Source organism: Aromatoleum sp. (assembly GCF_035254505.1).
GTDB lineage: Bacteria > Pseudomonadota > Gammaproteobacteria > Burkholderiales > Rhodocyclaceae > Aromatoleum.
This window is the reverse complement of the sequence record NZ_DATFAO010000107.1, coordinates 53,951-67,557: the sequence shown is the minus strand read 5'-3', so window position 1 is coordinate 67,557 and position 13,607 is coordinate 53,951. Positions and strand designations below refer to the sequence as shown.

Annotated in this window: 12 protein-coding genes; 9 read left to right on the top strand and 3 right to left on the bottom strand. The window is 65.3% G+C overall.

Features of this window, described 5'->3' with window-relative positions; genetic code table 11:
• The first annotated feature begins 75 nt into the window (after nucleotides 1-75).
• The gene (locus VJ673_RS23505) at nucleotides 76-750 is read left to right on the top strand and encodes a response regulator transcription factor (RefSeq protein WP_324128614.1); all 675 of its coding nucleotides are present in this window, start codon (nucleotides 76-78) and stop codon (nucleotides 748-750) included.
• Between the two features lie 16 nt (nucleotides 751-766).
• Here the strand turns inward: VJ673_RS23505 and VJ673_RS23500 are convergent, their stop codons facing one another.
• Nucleotides 767-1,675: a TetR/AcrR family transcriptional regulator gene (locus VJ673_RS23500; RefSeq protein WP_324128613.1), complete on the bottom strand. Its 909-nt coding sequence runs from the start codon at nucleotides 1,673-1,675 to the stop codon at nucleotides 767-769.
• Nucleotides 1,676-1,928: 253 nt separating this feature from the next.
• On the opposite strand from VJ673_RS23500, the gene VJ673_RS23495 reads away from it, so the two are divergent.
• The 6 genes from VJ673_RS23495 to VJ673_RS23470 all read left to right on the top strand — a co-directional run bounded on the left by VJ673_RS23495 (nucleotide 1,929) and on the right by VJ673_RS23470 (nucleotide 9,825).
• Complete coding sequence (locus VJ673_RS23495; protein ID WP_324128612.1) at nucleotides 1,929-3,071, top strand: ABC transporter substrate-binding protein; 1,143 nt, start codon at nucleotides 1,929-1,931, stop codon at nucleotides 3,069-3,071.
• Between the two features lie 18 nt (nucleotides 3,072-3,089).
• Nucleotides 3,090-4,961 (top strand): feruloyl-CoA synthase, encoded by a 1,872-nt coding sequence (locus VJ673_RS23490; RefSeq protein WP_324128611.1) that lies wholly within the window; start codon nucleotides 3,090-3,092, stop codon nucleotides 4,959-4,961.
• 37 nt (nucleotides 4,962-4,998) lie between these two features.
• Nucleotides 4,999-5,769, top strand: coding sequence for a crotonase/enoyl-CoA hydratase family protein (locus VJ673_RS23485; protein ID WP_324128610.1), 771 nt, complete (start codon nucleotides 4,999-5,001; stop codon nucleotides 5,767-5,769).
• Nucleotides 5,766-7,034 carry a thiolase family protein gene (locus tag VJ673_RS23480; protein ID WP_324128609.1) on the top strand — a complete coding sequence of 423 codons (1,269 nt, stop codon included), beginning with the start codon at nucleotides 5,766-5,768 and terminating at the stop codon, nucleotides 7,032-7,034. Before VJ673_RS23485 ends, VJ673_RS23480 begins: the two co-directional genes overlap by 4 nt.
• 136 nt (nucleotides 7,035-7,170) lie before the next feature.
• Nucleotides 7,171-7,938, top strand: coding sequence for a 3-hydroxyacyl-CoA dehydrogenase (locus VJ673_RS23475; protein ID WP_324128608.1), 768 nt, complete (start codon nucleotides 7,171-7,173; stop codon nucleotides 7,936-7,938).
• A 96-nt stretch (nucleotides 7,939-8,034) separates the two neighbouring features.
• On the top strand, nucleotides 8,035-9,825 hold the full coding sequence (locus VJ673_RS23470) for an acyl-CoA dehydrogenase (RefSeq protein ID WP_324128607.1): 1,791 nt from the start codon (nucleotides 8,035-8,037) through the stop codon (nucleotides 9,823-9,825).
• A 6-nt stretch (nucleotides 9,826-9,831) separates the two neighbouring features.
• Here the strand turns inward: VJ673_RS23470 and nudC are convergent, their stop codons facing one another.
• On the bottom strand, nucleotides 9,832-10,656 hold the full coding sequence (gene nudC, locus VJ673_RS23465; protein WP_324128606.1) for an NAD(+) diphosphatase: 825 nt from the start codon (nucleotides 10,654-10,656) through the stop codon (nucleotides 9,832-9,834).
• 241 nt (nucleotides 10,657-10,897) lie between these two features.
• On the opposite strand from nudC, the gene VJ673_RS23460 reads away from it, so the two are divergent.
• The gene (locus tag VJ673_RS23460; protein WP_324128605.1) at nucleotides 10,898-11,674 is read left to right on the top strand and encodes a hypothetical protein; all 777 of its coding nucleotides are present in this window, start codon (nucleotides 10,898-10,900) and stop codon (nucleotides 11,672-11,674) included.
• On the opposite strand, the gene VJ673_RS23455 is transcribed toward VJ673_RS23460, so the two are convergent.
• Nucleotides 11,656-12,030, bottom strand: coding sequence for a hypothetical protein (locus VJ673_RS23455; protein WP_324128615.1), 375 nt, complete (start codon nucleotides 12,028-12,030; stop codon nucleotides 11,656-11,658). The genes VJ673_RS23460 and VJ673_RS23455 overlap by 19 nt on opposite strands.
• Between VJ673_RS23455 and VJ673_RS23450 the strand changes: the two genes are divergently transcribed.
• The gene (locus VJ673_RS23450) at nucleotides 11,914-13,590 is read left to right on the top strand and encodes a sigma 54-interacting transcriptional regulator (protein ID WP_324128604.1); all 1,677 of its coding nucleotides are present in this window, start codon (nucleotides 11,914-11,916) and stop codon (nucleotides 13,588-13,590) included. The two genes, VJ673_RS23455 and VJ673_RS23450, sit on opposite strands and share 117 nt — an antisense overlap.
• The last annotated feature ends 17 nt before the right edge of the window (nucleotides 13,591-13,607 follow it).

Genomic DNA, 13,607 nt, shown 5'->3' with positions numbered 1-13,607 from the left:
CATGCCCCAAAAATAGGAGAAAATTCCTAGAATTGGTCGCCCATCAAAACAATAACCGAGGTTCTGTAAGTGAATATGGAGGAGGTCGAGCCGATCCGCGTCTTTCTGGTGAGCGAGTTTCCGATCGTGGCCTGCGGGCTCGAAAGGATCGTCGAGTACCGGGGCCCGGCAATGGAGTGGGCGGGAGCGGTTGACGGCTTGACGAGCGCATTGGCAACCCTTGAAGGCGCCCGCGCGGATGTCGTCGTCGTGGATGTCGATGGCGAGCAAGGCCTGCGCGCGGTCGAGGGCGTGCACGCGCAGGGCGGCCCGCGAATCCTCGCCCTGACCTCGTCGGCGAATTTCGAACTACATGACGCCGCTGTGTTGGCCGGAGCCTGCGGTGTGGTCAGAAAGACGGAACCGGTCGCGGTGCTGTTGAAGGCGATCGAACGGATTCACCTCGGCGAGATCTGGGTGGACCGCATGGCAGCCGGCCGGATCTTTCTGGAGCTGGCGCGGAAGAAGAAGGCCGAACTGCAGCCGGACCCCGAAGCGGCGAAGATCGCGCTGCTGACGCGCAAGGAACGCCTGACCGTGGCGGAGGTTTCGCGCGACGCGTCGGCATCGCCACGTCAGATTGCGGAACGCTTGCACATCAGCGAGCACACGCTGCGCAATCATCTGACGTCCATTTACGCGAAGCTCGAGCTCGGCAACCGTCTCGAATTGCATTCCTACGCGCAGCGCCAGGGGCTCGCGGCGAAGTAACGGGGGCTTCCGGCCGCTATTGGTCGGACACGCCGTAGCGGATCATCCTGACCATGGCATCGGCGATCGCGCGCGGTGTCTGTTTTCCCTTGCGATACCAGAGGTATACCCAGTTCATGCCGCCGAGCAGGAAGAGGCGCAGCATGGTCAGGTCGGTTCCGGGTGACACCGGCAAGGCCTGAACGAGCTCACGGAAGAGCTGTTCATAGCGTTCGCGTTCGGGCTGGATCTTGGCGAGCAACGCCTCGTTGCCGACGAGTGCGAGATTGTGTCCCGTCACTCGCTCGACCGGCGGGCCTTCCACGATCAACTGTACGTGCACTTCGCACGCGCAGCGTAGCCGCTCCCACGGGTCGTCGGATTCGCTGATCGCGGAAGTCACGGCCGACATCACCCGGTGGAAGCCTTCGCGATGTACCGCGAGATACAGCTCGTCCTTGGAGGCGAAGTGGTGATACACGGAGCCCGGAAGGAGGCCGACACGACGGGCGATGTCGCGAATCGACGTCCGGTCGTATCCCTGTGCCGAAAACAGTTCGGCGGCTGCATTCAGGATGATTTGCCGGCGATCGAGCGTTTCGTCGCCCACGGCGTCGCCTTCCGCTGACGAGGTCCGGGCAAGCTGGGCCGTCAGCGTGCCGCGTTCGAGCAGCGCGCGCTGACTGACGGACAAAGCCTCCAGCCCCGCCTCGGACCGATCAACCAGTGCCTGGAGCCGCTTGACCGTGGTTTCCAGTCCGTGTTTCTGCCAGAGGTAGCGCACGCCCGAAGGGGAGATCGATACGCCGTCGCCCTGCAATCGCGCCGCGACCGCCGCTTGGCCGAGCTCCGGCTCCTCTCGCGCGAGGCGAAGGATGAGCGTTTCAGCGTCGGGTGCGATATCGCCGAGACGGGATTTTGGAGATTGGGGGGAGTCGGGCGGCATGGACGTATTTGAGTGGATCGGCCGCAATGATAGCGAGCAAACGACTATCCGGAGGTAGACATATTGCGTGTTCGAGGACTCCTGCCGCTGTTACATAAACTAATTGACCAATCGTTTGACAGGGTACTGCAGCGATGCTACTTTGATCTTCATGCTGAAGCGATGAGGTCGTGTCGGCAGCAAAGAGCGGCATAAGCCGCCGGCGACGATGACCCGTGCGCGTTCGGGCGTTCCACACCAAAGGAGGAGTGACATGCAGTTGAAGAAGCTCGCAGTGTTGTGCTCGATCGCCGTGTTGTCGTCTGCGCAGTCGGCCTGGGCGGATATCACGATCGGTGTTTCCTTGTCGGCGACGGGGCCGGGGGCGTCGCTTGGCATTCCCGAGAAGAACGTCTTCGCGTTGCTGCCGACGCAGATCGGCAGCGAAAAGGTCAATTACGTCGTGCTCGACGATGCGACCGATCCGTCCGTCGCGACCAAGAATGCACGCAAGCTGGTCACGGAGGACAAGGTGGACGTGCTGATCGGCTCGTCGACGACGCCCGCGACGGTCGCGATTGCGGAGGTCGCAAACGAGAGCACCACGCCGCAGGTCACGATGAGTCCGGCTGCGCTGGCCGCGGAGCGCAACAAGTGGGTTTTCCGTTCGCCACAGCAGAACAGCGTGATGGCGAACGCGGTCGTGCAGCACATGAAGGCGAATGGCGTGAAGACACTCGGCTTCATCGGTTTTTCGGATGCCTACGGGGAGGACTGGCTCACCTCCGTCACGGCGAAGGCTGACGCGGCCGGCATCAAGCTTGTCGCGACCGAACGTTATGCGCGCGCCGATACTTCGGTGAGCGGACAGGTGTTGAAGTTGGTCTCCGCACGGCCCGACGCGATCCTCATCGTCGGCTCGGGCAGCCCGGCGGCGTTGCCGCAGACGACGCTCGTCGAGCGGGGCTACAAGGGGCAGATCTACCAGACCCACGCGGCGGCGAACCAGGCTTTCCTGAAGGTCGCGGGCAAGGCTGCCGATGGTGTGATCATGCCGGTCGGGCCGGTGGTCGTGGTCGATCAGGTGCCGGATTCGCATCCGTCCAAGAAGATCGGGCTGGATCTCGTGAAGAAGTACGAGGCGCAGCATGGCGCAGGCTCGTTCTCGTCGTTCGCAGGGCATGCCTTCGATGCTTACCGCATCGTGGAGCAGGCGGTGCCCGTCGCGCTGAAGACGGCCAGGCCGGGGACGCCGGAGTTCCGTGCGGCGCTGCGCGATGCGATCGAGTCGAACAAGGAGGTCGTCGCGAGCCACGGCGTGTTCAATATGAGCGCGGCAGACCACTTCGGCCTCGACGAGCGTTCGCACGTGCTCGTGAAGATCGACAGCGGCGCCTACAAGATGATCGGCAAGTAAGCGCGGACGGCGATTCCGATGGATACCGTGATTCGTGACGCGGGGGCGCTCTTTGCGCCTGCTGTGGTCGATGTCGAAAGCCGCGACGACGGCTCCCGCATTTTGCGCTGTGGCATTCCGCTCCCTGCGGCCTACGCGCGCTGCGTCGGTGAGTGGCTGGAGCATTGGGCGCGCGAGGCGCCGGGGCGTCTCTTCCTCGCCGAGCGCAATGCGGCTGGCGAGTGGGAGAAGGTCACGTACGGCGAGGCGCGTCGGCGTGTGGTGGCGATTGCAAGCTGGCTGCTCGGACAGAATCTCTCGGCCGACCGGCCGGTGGCGATTCTTTCGGACAACTCTATCGAGCATGCACTGCTGATGCTCGCGGCGATGCACGTCGGCGTGCCGTCCTGCGCGATCTCGACGGGCAACTCGCTAATGTCGAAGGATTTCACGAAGCTCAAGGCAAATATCGAGCTGCTGCGCCCGGGGGTGATCTACGCGGACGCGGTCGAACGCTTCATGCCGGCGCTCGATGCGGTCCGTCCCTTGCACGATGCGGTGGTGGTTGCGGGAGCTAGGAGTGCGGTAGCGACCGGGTGCATGTCGTTTGCGGAGATCGAGGCACGAAGCGACGAGGCGGCGGTGATGCGCGCCTTCGATCGCGTGGGGCCGGATACGATCGCGAAATTCCTCTTCACGTCGGGCTCGGTCGGCACCCCCAAGGCGGTCATCAACACTCAGCGCATGCTGTGCGCCAATCAGCAGGCGAAGGAGCTCGTCTGGCCTTTCCTGCGCGATACGCCGCCGGTGCTGGTGGACTGGCTGCCGTGGAGCCACACCTTCGGCAGCAATCACAACTTCAACATGGTGATGCGCTGGGGCGGCAGTCTCTACATCGACGACGGCAAGCCGACGCCGGCGTTGCTCGAACGGACGCTGCGCAATCTCAAGGAGGTCTCGCCGACGATCTATTTCAGCGTGCCGCGCGCCTACGACATGCTGGTGCCGGCGCTGAGGCGCGATTCCGAGCTGCGGGAAAGCTTCTTCCGCCGGCTGCAGGTGATCTTCTACGCGGGCGCAGCGTTGCCGCAACACTTGTGGGCGGAACTGGAGAATCTGTCGCAGGAAGCGGTTGGCGAGCGTGTCGCGATGGTGTCCTCGTGGGGCTCGACGGAGACGGCGCCGCTCGCGACGGATTGCCACTTCCAGGCGGTGCGCTCGGGCGTGATCGGCGTGCCGGTGCCGGGAACGGAGCTCAAGCTCGTGCCTTCGGCCGACAAGCTCGAGGTGCGCGTGAGAGGGCCGAACGTGTTCCCCAGCTACTGGAAGCAGCCGGAGTTGACGGCGAACTCCTTCGACGAGGAAGGCTTCTATTTGATCGGCGACGCGGTCGAATTCGTCGATCCGGCGCGGCCGGAGTTGGGACTGCTGTTCGACGGACGTGTCGGCGAAGACTTCAAGTTGCTGACCGGAACGTGGGTGCATGTGGGATCGCTGCGCGTGAAAGCGATCGATGCGCTGAAGCCGGTTGCGCAGGACATCGTGGTCACGGGCCACGACCGCGACGAGATCGGCTTGCTGGTCTTCCCGAACGTCGCAGAGTGCCGCTCCTTGTGCCCGGGTCTGCCGCCTGAAACGCCAGTGGAGCAGGTATTGGCGAACCCGGCAGTGCGGGCACGCGTGCGTCTCGGGCTGATCGCGCTTGCACAGGAGGGCGGAGGGTCTTCGACCGTGCCGGCGCGCGCGGTGCTGATGGCCGAGCCACCCTCGGTGGAGGCGGGCGAAATCACCGACAAGGGCTACATCAATCAGCGGGCGGTGCTTGGGCGCCGTGTGGACCTCGTGCAAGCGCTCTATGCCGATATGCCGGACAAGGCGGTCATTCTGGCGGCCGCAGGAGGCAAGCCGTGAAGGACACCGCTGCCATCACTACAGAGAGAAATCCGCGATGAGCGAACAATTGGTCAAGACTTCATTCGAGCACGGCATCTATACGGTGATGCTGGCGCGCCCCGAGAAACGCAACGCGGTGAGCGACCGGCTGCTGGCCGCGGTCGAGGAGGCGTTCGCGTCCGTACCGGAAGGTACGCGCGCGATCGTGCTGGGTGGGGAGGGTGAGCATTTTTGTGCCGGGCTGGATCTCTCCGAGCACCAGCACCGCGATCCTTTCGGCGTGATGCAGCATTCGCGCAGCTGGCATCGAGTGTTCGATCGCATCCAGAACGGTGGCATTCCGGTGGTCGCGGCGATGCAGGGGGCGGTGATCGGCGGCGGGCTGGAGCTGGCGACGGCGACGCACGTGCGCGTGGCCGAACCGAATACGATCTACCAGATGCCCGAGGGGCGGCACGGGATCTTCGTCGGTGGCGGCGCGTCAGTGCGCGTGTCGCGCATCATCGGCGCGGGACGCATGTGCGAGATGATGCTGACCGGACGCATCGTCGAGGCCGACGAGGGACAGCGCCTGGGCCTGTCGCATTACCTCGTCGGGCCGGGCGAGGCGATGGCGAAAGCGCAGCAGCTCGCGCGCCGCATCGCCGAGAACGCGCCGATAGCGAACTGGGCGATGGTGACGGCGGTGGCACGTATCGACAACCTGTCGAGCGACGACGGCCTCTTCGTCGAGTCGCTGACCGCGGCGCTGACGCAGACCAGCCCGGAAGTCGCCGAACGCATCGGGCATTTCCTGCAACGCAAGGGACAGGGGCCGCAGCGATGAGCGCAACCAATCCGTACGCCGCATCGGAATCGGCCGCCCACGCGCGGACCTACGACGACATCTGGCTCGTCGCCGGACAACGCACGCCGTTCGCCGACTACGGGGGCGTGCTGCGCGACGTCTCGCCGACGGATCTGGGCATCTACGCCGCGCGGGCACTCTTCGAGAAGAGCGGCATCCCGGCGTCCGAGGTGGACGCGATCGTCGGCGGCAACATGGCGCAGGCGAGCTTCGACACCTATTACCTGCCGCGCCACATCGGGCTGTATTCGGGCGTGAATCCGAACGTGCCTGCGCTTCTCGTGCAGCGCCTTTGCGGCACGGGCTTCGAGACGATCATTGCGGCGGCCGACCAGATCACGCTCGGCAAGGCGACGGTCGCTTTGTGCGTCGGCACCGAGTCGATGTCGCGCAACCCGATCGCGGCCTATACGCATCGCGCGGGCTTTCGGATGGGGCAGGTGGATTTCCGCGACTTCCTGTGGGAGGCGACGAAGGACACTGCGCCGGGAGCGAGCATGGGGGATACCGCGGAGAACCTCGCCAAGCGCTACGGCATCTCGCGCGAGGAGGTCGATCGTTTCGCGGCGCAGAGTTTCGCGCGCGCCTGTGCCGGCTGGGAGTCGGGCTGGTTCGCGGATGAGGTCGCGCCGGTTGTGAATGCGAAGTGGGAACTCGACGGCTACCAGCCGCGTTCGCTGAAACTCGCCGACCGCGCCGAAGTGTGCGAACGCGACGGGCACGTGCGGCTGACGGCGTTCGAGGCGCTGCAGAAGCTCAAACCCGCCTTCGGCGGCGTGCAGACCGGGGGTAACAGCTCGGCGATTGTCGATGGCGCGGCCGCGGCGATTGTCGCGCGCGGCGACTGGGTGCGCGCGCACGGCGTGAAGCCGCTCGCGCGCATCGTCGCGGGGGCAGCGGTCGCGGTGCCGCCAGAGATCATGGGCATCGGCCCAGCGCCGGCGATCCGCGCGGCCGTGGCGAAGGCCGGGCTGGCCGTGCGTGACCTCGGCCGCGTCGAGATCAACGAAGCCTTTGGCGCGCAGTACCTCGGCTGCGAGCGCGAACTCGACCTCGACCGCGAGCGCTGCAACGTGCATGGTGGCGCAATCGCGATCGGGCACCCGCTGGGAGCGTCGGGCGTGCGGCTCACGACGACCGTCGCGCGGGAGTTGCAGGAGGCGGGGCTGCAGTACGGCGTGTCGTCAGCGTGCGCGGGCGGCGGACAGGGCGTGGCGATCGTCGTCGAGAAAGGCGACGCTTAGGGCGGATTAGCCGAAGGCGTATTCCCCTGTAAGGGCCGCTCAATCGAACACCTGCCTCGCTTTTGGCTGCGTCTTTCATCGCGGCGGTCGCCAAAGCTTCGCTTTCTGCCCTACGGATACGATCAAGGATTTTTCTATGCAACTTGAACAGCATACTTTCATCGTCACCGGCGGCGCGTCGGGTCTTGGTGAAGCGACCGTTCGCGCCTTCGATGCGGCGCGCGCGAACGTCGTCATTGCCGACCTCAACACAGCCGCGGGCGAGAAGCTCGCGGACGAACTCGGGGCTCGCGTGGCCTTCCATCGGACCGACGTGGCGCTGGAGGCGGACGCCCGCGGCTGCGTCGCGCTCGCACTCGAACGCTTCGGCGCGCTGCAGGGCCTCGTCAACTGCGCCGGCATCGGCACGGCCGCGAAAGTCCTCGGCAAGGAGGGCCCGCATCCGCTCGACGTCTTCAGCCGCATCGTCAATGTGAACCTCGTGGGCACCTTCAACATGATCCGTATTGCCTCCGAGGCGATGGCGAAGGGGGTGCCGAATGCGGGCGGTGAGCGTGGCGTGATCGTCAATACCGCCTCGGTCGCGGCCTACGACGGCCAGGTCGGGCAGGCGGGCTACGCCGCGTCGAAGGGCGGCATCGTCTCGATGACATTGCCGATCACGCGCGAGCTCGCCCGCTTCGGCATCCGCGTCGTGACGATCGCGCCGGGGCTCTTCCTGACGCCGATGATGCAGACGCTGCCACCCGAGATGCAGCGCTCGCTCGGCGAGTCCGTCCCCTTCCCAACGCGGCTGGGCGACCCCGCCGAATACGCGCAACTCGTGCGCTCGATCGTTGAGAATGCGATGCTCAATGGCGAGACGATTCGCCTCGACGGGGCGATCCGGCTCGCGCCGCGATAAGGACTAAGGACAGGCGTGTCGAAGGGGCGGTGGCAGAGCTTCGACAGTGCCCGAACGGTATTGGGTTGATCGGTTGATAACTAGGGACCAATGACGATGACCGACTACGCCGCGCCGCTGCGCGACATGCATTTCATCCTGCACGAGCTTGCGGGGCTCGACGCGATTGGGACATTCCCTGCGTTCGCGGATGTCACGCCCGACGTCGTTGAGGCGATCCTTGCCGAAGCGGAGAAATTCGCTGCCGGCGTCCTCGCACCGATCAACGCCACGGGGGACCGCGAGGGCTGCCGGCTCGACGACAAGGGACGGGTCGCCTGCGCCGAGGGCTGGAAGGAAGCGTGGGACCGCTTCGTCGAGGCGGGTTGGGTCGGCCTCTCTGCTCCGACCGAGTTCGGTGGGCAGGGCCTGCCGAAGCTCGTCTCCACGCCCGTGTGGGAGATGTGGTTCTCGACCAATATGGCCTTCGCGATGCTGCCCCAGCTCAACGTGAGCCAGGCCGAAGTGCTGCGGATTGCCGCGAGCGACCAGCTGAAGCGCACCTGGCTGCCGAGGATCGTCAGCGGCGAGTGGGGCAGCACGATGAACCTCACCGAGCCGCAAGCGGGCTCGGATCTCGCGGCGACGCGCACCCGCGCGGAGCCCGCGGCCGACGGCACTTACCGCCTCTTCGGCCAGAAGATCTTCATCTCCTATGGCGAACACGAACTGACGAGCAACATCGTCCATCTCGTCCTCGCCCGCGTGCCGGACGCCCCGTCAGGCGTGAAAGGACTGTCGCTCTTCCTCGTGCCGAAGTACCTACTCGATGCGGACGGCAATCCGGGCGCGCGCAACGACGTGCATTGCATTGCGATCGAACACAAGCTGGGTATCCACGGTAGTCCGACCTGCACGATGAGCTACGGCGAGGTCGGAGGCGCCGTGGGCTACCTCGTCGGCGAGGCGAATCGCGGCCTGGAAACGATGTTCATCATGATGAACGAGGCCCGCTTCGGTGTCGGCGTTCAGGGGCCGGGGCTCGCCGAGCGCGCCTACCAGCTCGCGCGGGCGTATGCGCGCGAGCGTGTGCAGGGCCGCGACGCGGTGACGGGGGAGGCCGGCAAGCCCATCCTCTGCCATCCCGACGTCAAGCGCATGCTCTTGTCGATGCGCGCGAGGGTGATGGCGATGCGGGCGCTGCTCTACACGGCCGCCGGCTGGTTCGACATGGCGCACGCGAATCCGGATCGCGCGGTTGCGGGAAAGTGCCGCCGCTACATTGACCTCCTGATGCCGGTCGCGAAGGGCTGGTGCACCGAGGTCGGGCAGCAGGTGTGCTGGGATGCGATCCAGGTCTTCGGCGGGATGGGCTTCGTCGAGGAAACCGGCATCGCGCAATTCGCGCGCGACTCGCGCATCACGACGATTTACGAGGGCACGACGGGCATCCAGGCGAACGACCTCGTCGGACGCAAAATCCTCCGCGAAGGCGGCGAGACGCTGAAAGAACTCATCGCCGAGCTGCGTGCGGCGGTGCTCGAACTGCGGCTGGCCGGAGAACTCAGCGTGATCGCCGACGCCCTCGCGGCGAACGTCGCGACGCTCGAACGGACCGCCGACTGGGTGCTGACGACTGGAAAGACGGATCTCGCGCAGGTGCTCGCGGGCGCCGTGCCCTTCCTGAAATTGCTCGGGGCCGTTTGTGCGACCTGGCAGATGGCTCGCCTCGCGCTTGCCGCCCGGCGCGGGCTCAAAACCGCCGAGGGCGACGCGGCCTATCTGACGAGCCTCATCGAACTCGTGCGCTTCCATGCTCTGACTTTCGCGCCGGAAGCCGAGGCGCTGGGCGTCGCGGTGCGCGAGGCGGGGCAGAGCGTCATCGCTTTCGACGACGCGTTCCTCTAGGCAGCGTCAGCCTCCGCCTGCGATCTCGCGCACGGTCGCGTCGATGAGCTTGCGTGCGATGCTGATCCGATGCGGCAGGCGCGGCAGGCGGTCGATCGGGAACCAGTCCACCGCCTCGATCTCGCCCGGCTGTGGGATGAGTTCGCCGCCGGCGTAGTCCGCCGTGAAGGCGATCATCAGCGAATGCGGAAACGGCCAGGGCTGGCTGCCGAAGTAGCGCAAGTTCGTGACCTCGACGCCGACTTCCTCGCGCGTTTCGCGCCGCACCGTTTCCTCGAGCGTTTCGCCCGGTTCGACGAAGCCGGCGAGCGCGCTGAACATGTCCGGCGGAAACCGGGGCGAGCGCGCGAGGAGCAGCTCGTTGCCGCGTCGGATCAGCATCATCACGGCCGGGGACAGGCGCGGGTAGTGCGTCAGGCCGCAGCTGGGGCAGACGCGCGAACGTTCGGACGTGTGGAATTCCGTCGCGCTCCCGCAGCGGCCGCAGAAGCGGTGGGTGCTGTCCCACTCGAGGATCTGGACCGCCCGGCCCGCGAGCGCGAAGTGCGTGTCGTCGAGCTGCCCGAAGAGACTGCGCAAGTTCTGCCATCGGCTTTGCGCAAGCTCGGTTTGGTCGGGCCACTCCGCAGCAAAGCAATGCTGTCCCTCCAAGTCCCCGAGGTAATGGGATTTCTGCGGCTTCAGCGGCCAGGACGCGAGATCGGCGCGCAGGGGCAGGCGGACGCCTTCGCCATCTTCGACCACCAGTAGGACAGCGTCGTGAAAGATCAACCAGAGATCATTGTCGTGGGCGTGATCGGGCGCGCTGAGGCCGGGCGAGAACGTCTGCATTGGCGGTCTTGGGTCGGTGATGGCTACTGGTTTTTCATGATGGGGTTTGTAACGAGCTTTCGCAATACGTGAGGGAAGGCCGTCGGACGTACCGTGTGGCACCTATGCGCTGGGCAGCGATTCGGCGGCCCGCGGCCGTTACCTCGCGTAACGATCGCGCGTGTCTTTTTGCGCGGACAGAAGGTCAAATCTGCATGCCCGAATGCAGCCCCTGTCGCATTCGGCTTTTTGGAGACACAGCATGAAGTATCGAATGAAGCGTCATCTTCTTTGCGCAGCGCTGGTCGCCGCCCTCGGCGGCTCGGCGTCGGTCGCAATGTCGCAAACCGCTTCCACCGATGTCGATCAGGCGGTAACGACGTTCGACCGTACTGCGAGTGCGTCCCCGACCCGTGCTGCAACCGATATGTCCAAGACCTTCTCGACCTTGACCGGGAGCGAGGCCAGTGCCCTGATCTTGATCGACGGCCTGCGCAACGGCACCGTCGTCACGCTCGATCCGGGCTCCGCGACGACGATTCCGGTGACGGTTACGCCGTCCGGGCCGATGGGCTACGGGAATGTGTTCATCACCCTCGCACTGGCGCAGGCGACGCTGACCCAGGCCGGCCTTACCGCGCCGACTGCAGCTGAACTCGCGGTTGCACTCAACGGAGGGACCTTGCAGATCAACGGCCAGCCGACGACCTTCCGCGGCATCCTCGCGATGCGCACGGCGGGCATGGGCTGGGGGCAGATCGCCAAGGAATCGGGCCTGAACCTCGGGCGCGTCGTCAGCGAGCTGAAGTCCGGCAACGAGCATCTCGCCAAATCGATCAAGGAGGGCAACGCCGGTAGCGACAAATCGGCAGGCAAGTCGATCGACAAGGGCAATAATCGGCAGGCGGCCGACGTCGCCGACCGCGGCGGGCGCGTGGAGCGTTCCGAACGCCCCGACAAGCCGGAACGGGCGGACAAGGCCGACCGCCCGGAGCGCCCTGACCGGCCCGACAAACCGGATCATCCCGGCAGGGGGTGATGGGGCTCGGGCCGGGGTAAGCGAGCTGCCCGCCCCGCAGATCTGATATCGGAAGCGGCGCGCTGCGAGTGTGCGGTGCGCCGTTTTCTTTTTTCGGAATCGGTGATGTTCTGGTCGCGCAATACCCGGTTTTCAGTATGGCACATGCCTATCGGTATCTGCTTTAATCCTTTGATAATTATCAATACAGATAACCGGGCTGGCGAGTAGAACAACCGGTTCAGGAGGAGGGCCAGGCTATGACCGGGTTCCAGACAAAAGCGCGTATCGAGGCCGAAGACCTCAGAGCGCGTGTAAATTTCTGCGCCGATTCCGGCCAGATCTGGCTTCACGAACAGCGCATGCTTCTCGTGCACGCCGAGGCACAGTCCTCCTTGCGCAAGGAGCTGATCGAAACGCTCGGCATGAGCCGGGCGCGCGGTCTCTTGTTGCGCATGGGATATGCGTCAGGTATGCGCGACGCGGAGCTCGTGCGAACGCTGACGCCGGAACTCGATGACGTCGGGGCCTTCCTGGCCGGCCCTCAGCTGCACTCCTTCGAAGGCATGGTCGGTGTGATCCCGGTCCGTGTCGAGGTGGATCGCGAAATCGGGCATTTCTACAGCGAATTCCGCTGGATCAATTCCTGGGAATGTCAGTCGCATCGCCGTCATTTCGGCTCCCACTGCGGCTCTGTCTGCTGGACGCAGATCGGCTACGCCTGCGGCTATTCCTCCGCCTTCATGGGGCGCGCCATCCTGTTCAAGGAGGTCGAGTGCGGGGGCGGCAATAACGACAGTTGTCGTATCGTGGGCAGGCCGGTCGAGGAATGGGACGATGCCGATGCGCACATGCGCCTCTTCGAACCGGACCCGATCAACGACCAGTTGATCGACCTGCAGACCCAGGTCATGCAGCTGCGCTCCACGATCGGCGAACGGGATACGCTACAGGGCGATCTCAGTGGGAGTTCCGCGAGCTTCCGTCATGCCCTCGATCTGCTCAAGCAGGCGGCAGATAGTGAGTCTCCCGTGCTGCTGGTGGGCGAGACGGGCGTCGGAAAGGAGCTTTTCGCGCGCGCCCTGCATGCGATGAGCAAGCGCCGCGACCGTCCGTTGGACGTGATCAATTGCGCGACGATTCCGGCCGAGCTTGTCGAATCGGAACTCTTCGGCGTCGAGAAGGGGGCTCACACCGGAGCGCTCGTCTCGCATCCGGGCCATCTTGAGCGCGCCGATGGCAGCACGATCTTTCTCGAAGAGATCGGCGACTTGCCGCTCTCGGCACAGACCAAGCTGCTGCGCGTATTACAGAAAGGCGAGGTCGTGCGCCTCGGCGACGACCAAGTGCGGAAGATCAACGTGCGTGTCGTCGCAGCGACGACCGACAGTCTGGCGCAGTGGGTGAAGGAGGGGCGATTCCGGGCCGATCTCTACTTCCGTCTCAATGCCGGCCAGATCCACATTCCGCCGCTGCGCGAGCGTCGCGACGACGTCCTGCCGCTGGCCGAGCGGCTGTTGGAACGGTACGCGGCGATCAAGGGTAAGAAGCTGCTCGGTTTTACGGACAAGGCCAAGAAGGCGCTGGTGGCCTACGGCTGGCCGGGCAACGTGCGTGAATTGCAGAACACCGTCGAGCGCGGCGTGATCCTCGCGCCCAATGGCGGACGCGTCGAAGTCGACAACCTGTTCATGGGGCATGCGGATACCGCCGACCGGGAATATGCTCGCGACGAGGATGGGGACATCGACATCGTCGGCCCGCAAGCCGGTCGCGCGCTGTGCGAAGCGGTCTGCGACGGGGCGATGACGCTCGGCGAGGTCGAGAAGATGCTGGTCGAGGTCGCGATGGACAAGGCCCACGGCAACGTCCCGTCTGCCGCACGCATGCTCGGCGTGACGGCCCTGCAACTGGCCGACCGGCTCAAGCGTCAATAGCCGGTCCGGCGCGTCTG

Excerpts from the sequence above, each read along its gene's own strand:
- VJ673_RS23505 (WP_324128614.1), top strand. The coding sequence starts at position 76 with ATGGAGGAGGTCGAGCCGATCCGCGTCTTTCTGGTGAGCGAGTTTCCG.
- VJ673_RS23500 (WP_324128613.1), bottom strand. The coding sequence starts at position 1,675 with ATGCCGCCCGACTCCCCCCAATCTCCAAAATCCCGTCTCGGCGATATC.
- VJ673_RS23495 (WP_324128612.1), top strand. The coding sequence starts at position 1,929 with ATGCAGTTGAAGAAGCTCGCAGTGTTGTGCTCGATCGCCGTGTTGTCG.
- VJ673_RS23490 (WP_324128611.1), top strand. The coding sequence starts at position 3,090 with ATGGATACCGTGATTCGTGACGCGGGGGCGCTCTTTGCGCCTGCTGTG.
- VJ673_RS23485 (WP_324128610.1), top strand. The coding sequence starts at position 4,999 with ATGAGCGAACAATTGGTCAAGACTTCATTCGAGCACGGCATCTATACG.
- VJ673_RS23480 (WP_324128609.1), top strand. The coding sequence starts at position 5,766 with ATGAGCGCAACCAATCCGTACGCCGCATCGGAATCGGCCGCCCACGCG.
- VJ673_RS23475 (WP_324128608.1), top strand. The coding sequence starts at position 7,171 with ATGCAACTTGAACAGCATACTTTCATCGTCACCGGCGGCGCGTCGGGT.
- VJ673_RS23470 (WP_324128607.1), top strand. The coding sequence starts at position 8,035 with ATGACCGACTACGCCGCGCCGCTGCGCGACATGCATTTCATCCTGCAC.
- nudC (WP_324128606.1), bottom strand. The coding sequence starts at position 10,656 with ATGCAGACGTTCTCGCCCGGCCTCAGCGCGCCCGATCACGCCCACGAC.
- VJ673_RS23460 (WP_324128605.1), top strand. The coding sequence starts at position 10,898 with ATGAAGTATCGAATGAAGCGTCATCTTCTTTGCGCAGCGCTGGTCGCC.
- VJ673_RS23450 (WP_324128604.1), top strand. The coding sequence starts at position 11,914 with ATGACCGGGTTCCAGACAAAAGCGCGTATCGAGGCCGAAGACCTCAGA.